Source organism: uncultured Methanobrevibacter sp., from assembly GCF_947166415.1.
In the GTDB taxonomy this organism is placed as follows: domain Archaea; phylum Methanobacteriota; class Methanobacteria; order Methanobacteriales; family Methanobacteriaceae; genus Methanocatella.
In genome coordinates this window covers 25,363-31,462 of record NZ_CAMVEE010000022.1, presented here as the reverse complement: position 1 = coordinate 31,462, position 6,100 = coordinate 25,363, and the positions used below count along the sequence as shown (strand labels likewise).

The window sequence follows — 6,100 nt, the reverse complement described above, 5'->3', positions numbered from 1 at the left end:
TATTTTCAAAGGTACAACCGGAAATGGTTAAATTTCCAATATTAGATGCTGTAATAAATCCTTTATCTGAATTAGATACATCTTTAGAAATGAATGTAATCCCCTGCAATAAAACATTGGAACCTGTCAAGGTCCAATAGTCATTGGAACCACTTCCAGTAATAATCGGTTTTGCACCTTCGTCAGCTTTTATAGTCAAGTTTCCTATGAGTGAAATCCTTGAGTTAGACTCACCCGTATAATTTCCGTCTTTCAAAATTATCGTATTCGATTTTCCACTATCCAAGTTGTCTAAAGCGGCTTGAATGCTGTTGTAAGGAGAATCCTTAGTACCATTCCCCCCTCCGCTTTGACTTGGATCAACATAAACCTCTATATTATTCGAATCGCCAATAATGCTTGGCGCTTCGCTTTCTTGGGCGATGATGGAATTATCATCAGCTCCATCACTCGCCATTACAAAATTCATAGAGATTATGAGAATGAAAATTATTGTAAAAAATTTTATATGTCTAAAATTTACCATCTAATTAACCTCTTTTAACAATTTGAATACCCATATACTCCCATCGAATAGAAAACCCTATTGAACAGCAAGTATACTATTACATATTATACATAAAAAATATAGTTATATAAAAGTATGTCTACAATAGATTAATTTTTATTGAATAAATTTTAGATTTTATAATATATTCTAAACAAAATGGAAAATATGTAACATAAATTATTCAAATTAAGTAAATTTTTTCTTACAGTTAAAAGAATGTTACCTTTAATAATATTTTAACATATTGAATGTATAATATATTTGAGATTTTTTGTTGCAATTTATTTACAAAAAAGTAGGGCAAAAGATATTTCTTAAAAAAAATAAAAGATAAAATTCAAAACATAAATAGAAACATGGCTGAAAAAAATTAATCTGTTCATAAACAGCATGAAATATATCAGATGAAAAATCAATAATACCGCAGTTTAATTTAACTGACAAATGAAATAATATTATTAAAAAAAATAGAAAATATATAAATGCAAACTAATAAAAAAATGAAAAATAGCTAAACAAAACAGTATCTAATAGAATAAAAAAAATTTTCTATTGTAGAAAAAATCGGGAAAAATCTTTCATTTTCAGCTGCTTAAGGATCACATCAACATCTCCAGATTCATGCACAAAAAAATTATACCTATCCAAATTTTTTGGGTGAAATTTCAAGAAATTGCCGAAATGATTCAATCAAAAATCATTTACTTCACTTTTCAAAAGCAGGTCAAAACCCGAAGTTGAAGACTTTTTGAAAAAATTCGCTTCATCAACATTAACCTCTAAAAATGAACATTGAATAAAAAAAAAAAAGAAAAAATTATTGAACGTTAATTGTGAACATTCATAACTTAAAAAAATCAGCTGTACTTATCCTTAATCTGGTTCATCAGTTCCAGCTTTTTAAAGGCAACATCCTTTGGCGCCCTTCTCAAACCGCAGTCAGGATCAAGCAAGAGATTGTCCTTGCCGACAATGTCAACTGCCTTTGAAACAAGATAGTCGATATCTTCAATGTCATCCACTTCATTTACAGAAGAATCCACACATCCGAATCCTATTTTCTTATTTCCAATCAAAGCAGAATTCTTTTCAAGAACGCCAAGATTTACGTCGTTTCCTGCAAATTCCATGTCAAGAATGTCAACATTGAAGTTGGCCAAATCCTTGAATGCATTGTCAAGTGTGCCGCAAACATGCATTCCAAGCGGAATTTCCATGCCCTCATGTAGGATGTCGATTGCTTCTTTGGCAACTTTCATGTCAACCATGCCTGTTGACAAGAAAGGTTCATCTATTTGGATATAAACAGGACTAACCTTTTTAATTATTGCATCTACTTCGAATTTAAGCGAATGTGCAAGATCGATTATGGCGTCCTCCTTATTCTTATAAAATGAAGTGATTCTTGAGGAATGAACTATGGTATTCGGACCTGTAATTATCCCCTTGACTCCTTTTCCTTCGGGAATATTGCCTCCGAAATACTCCTTCATGACCTTCTTGGCATATAGCAGGTCACTGATTGATATTTCCTGGGTGGGCCTTCTGATTTTTGAAACGATGAATGTGTTTCCGTCCTCCAGCTTCATTCCAGGAATGTATCTTGTAAAAATGGAAACCATATCTCCCCTTACCTGGCCGTCAGAGACTATATCTACGCCTGCATCAAGCTGTGCGATGACGCTGCTTTTAATTGCTTCCTTGAAGGGGTCGTATGAACCGAATGCATTGAGCAATTTATCCTTAAAATTAGACGGTGAGCTTTCCTCAGCCGGAAAGCTACCTACAACTGTAGATCTCATTTTTTGTTACCGGTATCAAGTTTTCTGATTTTTTCGACTTCTTCTGCATCAATCGGCAATTCAACCACTGAAGTTCCGTGGCAAGGTTTTGTGTACGGTAAAAAAACAGTTCCCTTTTCATTGTCGAAACCGATTGGAATTGGAGGAATGCCTATGACTCTAACGCCTAAGACCTCATCTCCAGGCTTGATGTATACAATATCATCAGCCTTGAATCGGATAATCATTGCACAGTCCTTAAAACCTGCCTTTGATGCGTGAATCTCGTAGTTATCGGATTGTTGAAGGTAAGTATCTAAACAGAATGACATTTTATTCAAACTCCTTAATTGCTTTGTCGAATTTGACCTTGATTGGAGAAGGATTGTGGAACGCTCTTACAGAAACTATTTTGGCATTGCTTCCGCTTTCCTCAATCATGCTAACAAATTCAGCCACTTCATCCGCATCCCTTGAAAATACAAGTGCAAGGGATTTTGTGTTCAGGATTTGGTCGAATGTTACGAAAAATGAGGCTGCCGCGTCTTTATGTACAAAGCCGACCAACAAATCATAATCCCCTTCGTTGATTTCACCTAAACTTCTTTCCAAATCAACTATATTAAGATTATAGAAACCTTCAGGGTCGGATATTTTAACTAATTTGGATGCCGCTGGATTGGCAGCTATTGTGACATCATAACCCATTTTGGTCAATTTGTTGAAGACATAAACTGCCATCGGAGTTTGTGATGGAGTTTCAGGACATCCCAATAATACTAATGCTTTCATAATACCTCTCCCTACGATCTGGTTTTGAGTGTGACTACATTAGCTAGAATCAGCGCGCCTATGAATATGAATGTTAATAATGCCATACCGTTGATTGTTCTGTTAAATATGAATAGGCCGATTAAAGCCTGTGCACAAAATGCCGCTAATGCGCCTGTTAACAATACTTCTCTTCCGAGATATTTCTTGTTGTTTTTCTCTCTTTTCTCTCTGTACATTGTCAATATCTTAAAACCAATGACTATTGTTCCAAGCACAAATACCATAAGTCCAATCAATCCAAGATATCCGAAGTCAAAACCGTATCCGAATATTCCCGGAAGCATATAGTCGATTGTATCCTTTTGGTTTACCAGGATACCGAAAAACATTGGGAATGGCAAACCGAAGAACAATACCAGCTGCATCGGCAGAGTGATGTAACCTTCAGCAAAGGCCGTTCCTTCAACACCCCAATATGAAGCCTTACCGCTGTGTCCGATTAATTGGATGTTATTTAATACTGTTTTAATACTTGATGCTGAATACTGCTCAATCCTTCCGAACCTCAGGAGAGGTGAAAAGATAGTCATTCCTGTTATCCTTGCCAAGAGCTCAAGGGATATGAAACCCAAAAAGGCAGCTCCCAATACTATTCCAACTCTTCTGGCTGTAATGACGGTTTTTTCCCTGAATGATTTGGATATGATGAGGTAACCTAAAAACAAACCTAAAATCCATAACAACAGGAAAGACCTGTGCATCAATCCACCGAATATGGTGATTCCTGCAATGAATAGGATAACAAATCTTCTGAGGGGTCTTATATCGACTCCCGATTCCTTCATGACTTTCAGCGCTGCTAATGCTGATACAGCTCCAAGCAAAGCTATTGGTCCAAATGGGTGAGTGAATTCTGCCTGGCTTGAAGATATCACGAGTAATGCAATATCCGCTCCAAAAAGAAGTGTGAAACCGCCTATGATGAATAATGACAGGAAGGTCACTACACTTAATGACAATGGAATCAAGTTGAGACAAAATACTAATGTAACAAATAGCATTACAGCAACTTCTACAATCAATTGTAAATGATTTTGAGCTATTAATAACATATTATAATCACAATCTCGTTTATTTTAAAAATATAAAATGGACTGACCGGGATTTGAACCCGGGGCCTCCGCCATGCCAAGGCGACGATCTACCATCTGAGCTACCAGCCCAAAAAAATTAAAAATTTAATATCATAATAATATATGACATTTTTACTATAAATAACTATTTACCATTCTTAGCCAAATCATAAAGGTTATCTATAATAATCTGGAACAGGTCATCAGTCTTCACATCAATCTTTTCATGAGGATGGACGATGAATTCCAATGCCTTGTTGATTACCTCTTCGGTATTGACTGTCCTGTACATCAATCCCCTGTTAACGTAGTACTGGTCTACTGACAGGGTATCGCCAGGATAACATGAAATTACCGGGGTCTGCAAAATCGCAGCTTCCCTGTTCATTGTACCTCCGGCACCAATCATCAAATCGCATTTCTTGATTATGCTTGAAGTGTCTACAGGAGGCTTGAGGATGTGAACGTTTTCTATGCCTTCGAATATGTGTGCCTGTTCCTTGAATCTTGGAATGATAAGGATATTGGCCAAGTTCTTAAGCTCATCAACGATAGGGGACAATACTGATTTTCTGCAGTCAGCATCCAAATATGAAGCAAGTGAAGGTTCAGGCCTCATTATGATTGTCTTAGGATATTTCAAATCAAGATTCAAGTCATTGAAAATATGGTCATTGTATTCAAAGCTCTTGAAGTGCATGAGCTCGGAAGTTCCGTCATATGAAATGATTGTATTGGGATCGGCACCGAACTTCATCAGTTTCCACATGTCAATGATTTTTGGAGTGATGATTCTGTCACATAAAGGCAGGGTCAGCTTGTTGGCTGCCAATGCATGCTCGTTGTCCAGTACGTACAAACTTGGAATTCCCAGACCGAATGAGATTCTAGGAAGTTCAATAGAATGCTTGCTAAGGGCAACATCCACCTTTTCGTCATGTATGACATCCACCAGATTGTAAACCCTTGATGTTGACTCCTTCAGCTTGTCGTACAGGCTTACGCCATGCTTTCCGACAGAAATGAAGTCAATGTCATAGAGTTCCATCAGCTTATGAATGTCACCGAACTGTCTTGCAGTAACTATTACGTCTTCGCCTTCGGCTTCAAGGTATTTGATTACATCCTTGAAGAACCTGACATGGGGCGCATTTGAAATGTCGATCCATACTTTCATGAAACCACCGACTGCTTATAATCCTTTTTTCTTTTCATCAATAGCTTTGATGATTTCATCCAATCCGAAACCTTCTTTTAAACTGGATTTAATGATTTTAACATTAGGATTCAATTTTTTGGCGTCTTCAACCATCTTGTCGGCATCAGCGCCAACAGCTTCAGCCAAATCGACCTTGTTGATTACGACAGCATCGGAGGTTTGGAAAATCAATGGATGCTTTTCTACAGTGTCGTCACCTTCAGTGACGCTTACAACCACAATTCTCATATGGGAACCCAATTCGAAATCGACAGGGCAAATCAGATTTCCCACGTTTTCGATGATGACCAAATCCAAGTCATCAAGCGGCAAGTCATGAAGGCCGTGGCCTACCAAATGGGCATCCAGGTGGCATTCCTTACCAGTATTTAATCCTACAACAGGAACGTCATGCTTTTCTATACGTCCTGCATCGAATTTGGAGATTACATCTCCTGCAAGAACACCTATTTTGTAATCGGTATTGTCAATGATTTCCTCGATTAATGTTGTTTTACCGGAACCTATTGCTCCAACAAAATCAACACAGAATATGCCGTTATCCTCTAAATTATGTAAATTTTTATGAGCTAATCTTTTGTTAGCGTCCATAATGTTTTTTGCCACTTCAACATCAGCTATTTGGTGCATATTTTCACTCCTA

The 6,100-nt window shown here is 37.0% G+C and carries 6 protein-coding genes, 1 tRNA gene and 1 pseudogene; all 8 read right to left on the bottom strand.

All coding sequences use genetic code 11. The annotated features are described in order from the left end of the window. Positions 1–469, bottom strand: a pseudogene (locus Q0W25_RS06150) (hypothetical protein); the annotation flags it as partial. 938 nt (positions 470–1,407) lie between these two features. Continuing rightward, positions 1,408–2,352: a methionine synthase gene (locus Q0W25_RS06145; protein ID WP_298520236.1), complete on the bottom strand. Its 945-nt coding sequence runs from the start codon at positions 2,350–2,352 to the stop codon at positions 1,408–1,410. Then, on the bottom strand, positions 2,349–2,663 hold the full coding sequence (locus tag Q0W25_RS06140; RefSeq protein WP_297828045.1) for a DUF1894 domain-containing protein: 315 nt from the start codon (positions 2,661–2,663) through the stop codon (positions 2,349–2,351). Before Q0W25_RS06140 ends, Q0W25_RS06145 begins: the two co-directional genes overlap by 4 nt. Position 2,664: 1 nt before the next feature. After that, positions 2,665–3,123 carry a DUF1890 domain-containing protein gene (locus tag Q0W25_RS06135; protein ID WP_298520231.1) on the bottom strand — a complete coding sequence of 153 codons (459 nt, stop codon included), beginning with the start codon at positions 3,121–3,123 and terminating at the stop codon, positions 2,665–2,667. An 11-nt stretch (positions 3,124–3,134) separates the two neighbouring features. Beyond that, on the bottom strand, positions 3,135–4,217 hold the full coding sequence (locus Q0W25_RS06130; RefSeq protein WP_297828041.1) for a hypothetical protein: 1,083 nt from the start codon (positions 4,215–4,217) through the stop codon (positions 3,135–3,137). 38 nt (positions 4,218–4,255) lie between these two features. Continuing rightward, a tRNA-Ala gene (locus Q0W25_RS06125) sits at positions 4,256–4,328 on the bottom strand. Positions 4,329–4,383: 55 nt separating this feature from the next. Further along, positions 4,384–5,415 carry a DUF354 domain-containing protein gene (locus tag Q0W25_RS06120; RefSeq protein ID WP_298520228.1) on the bottom strand — a complete coding sequence of 344 codons (1,032 nt, stop codon included), beginning with the start codon at positions 5,413–5,415 and terminating at the stop codon, positions 4,384–4,386. Between the two features lie 15 nt (positions 5,416–5,430). Further along, positions 5,431–6,087 carry a hydrogenase nickel incorporation protein HypB gene (gene hypB / locus Q0W25_RS06115; RefSeq protein ID WP_298520225.1) on the bottom strand — a complete coding sequence of 219 codons (657 nt, stop codon included), beginning with the start codon at positions 6,085–6,087 and terminating at the stop codon, positions 5,431–5,433. Between the last annotated feature and the right edge of the window lie 13 nt (positions 6,088–6,100).

What these genes read in the sequence shown, in the direction of transcription:
- Q0W25_RS06135 (WP_298520231.1), bottom strand. Translation starts at nt 3,123, where the DNA reads ATGAAAGCATTAGTATTATTGGGATGTCCTGAAACTCCATCACAAACT.
- Q0W25_RS06140 (WP_297828045.1), bottom strand. Translation starts at nt 2,663, where the DNA reads ATGTCATTCTGTTTAGATACTTACCTTCAACAATCCGATAACTACGAG.
- Q0W25_RS06130 (WP_297828041.1), bottom strand. Translation starts at nt 4,217, where the DNA reads ATGTTATTAATAGCTCAAAATCATTTACAATTGATTGTAGAAGTTGCT.
- hypB (WP_298520225.1), bottom strand. Translation starts at nt 6,087, where the DNA reads ATGCACCAAATAGCTGATGTTGAAGTGGCAAAAAACATTATGGACGCT.
- Q0W25_RS06145 (WP_298520236.1), bottom strand. Translation starts at nt 2,352, where the DNA reads ATGAGATCTACAGTTGTAGGTAGCTTTCCGGCTGAGGAAAGCTCACCG.
- Q0W25_RS06120 (WP_298520228.1), bottom strand. Translation starts at nt 5,415, where the DNA reads ATGAAAGTATGGATCGACATTTCAAATGCGCCCCATGTCAGGTTCTTC.